The organism is Arthrobacter sp. S39, from assembly GCF_004320525.1.
Classification (GTDB): Bacteria; Actinomycetota; Actinomycetes; order Actinomycetales; family Micrococcaceae; genus Arthrobacter.
On the sequence record NZ_SIHX01000040.1, the window covers coordinates 1 to 1101 of the forward strand.

1 protein-coding gene is annotated in these 1101 nt (G+C 69.3%); it reads right to left on the reverse strand.

Features of this window, described 5'->3' with window-relative positions:
• The coding region (locus tag EYS21_RS23240; RefSeq protein ID WP_131135598.1) for an HNH endonuclease signature motif containing protein at positions 1–1101 on the reverse strand (1101 nt) is incomplete at both ends.

The following is a 1101-nucleotide window of genomic DNA, read 5'->3' on the forward strand; positions in this document are numbered from 1 at the left end:
GGTAGGTCTCCACCCGCTGGTGTGTCTGAGCCGGTGGTGACGGGGACATGGATTTCCCAGGTTCGACACGCCGGTGGTTCCGCCCTGGTGCCAAGGGCGGAGGTGGTCCGCTTCGTTGTCCAGGGATTGGTTTGAACATCCCGGGAAAGGGCACCGGCCGTCCCGCATCCGCAGCCAGCGGCGCATCGCCTTGGTGGGCCGGTAACTCTTGCGGCTGATCTCAAGCGACGCCCCGTCGCGCGGGTCAACCAGGACCCGGTAGAAGGATTCCGCCCCGTTGGCCACGAGGTCCCTGGCCATCGATGCGGGGATCGGCCCGTATCCGTCGAGCATGGCCGGTTCGTCGGTGGCGCCGAGCAGCGAAAACACCGGCACTGTCACCAGGACCTCGGCCCGCGGCGTGCGGACCTGCCCGTGATCCTCTCCTTCCACGTTCCCGCCGGCGCCGGCGTCGTCAACGCTGTGGCCGGTCCCGCTGCCGAGGAGGGCGGCGGCATACACGTCGGCCCGGATCTGGGTGAGGTTGCGTTTCTCGTCGGGTCCCTGCAGGCCCCGGGAGATGGCGGTGATGCGGTTCCAGGTCGCCGCGGCCTGGTCCGCGGGGAGGTAGGCCGAGAGCCAGGCCATGCCGTCCCTGTCCGGCGTGTACTCGACCCGCCGGTCCAGAACACCTTTGGCGTGCCGCTTCTCGATGCTCTCTTCGTGGTGGCGTTCGCGCCAGATCCGGGCTTTGTGCCGGAACCGGGAGGCGGGCATTTCCCCGGCGGGGCAGCCACTGTCCGGGTTTGGTGCGGCGGGGTCCAGGAAGTGCGCTTCCAGAGCCGTGGCCCCTGCGGGATCGAGGCTGGCGGTTTCGTCCACCATCACCCGGGCGTGCTGCCAGGACATGGTGCCGGCCTTCAGCGCGGACAGCGTCAGCAGCAAACGGCTGGTCAGCTCACGGGAGTCCGACAGGAACACACTGGCCGCGCGCGGCCCGATGGTCAGCACGCACGCGATCTCCGCAGCCGTCGACGCCTCCTGCGCCTGCGCGGACATGGTGGGAGGTGCCATTGCCTGGACATTGTCCGCGTACTTCGCGGCGGCCTGGGCCTTCAACGC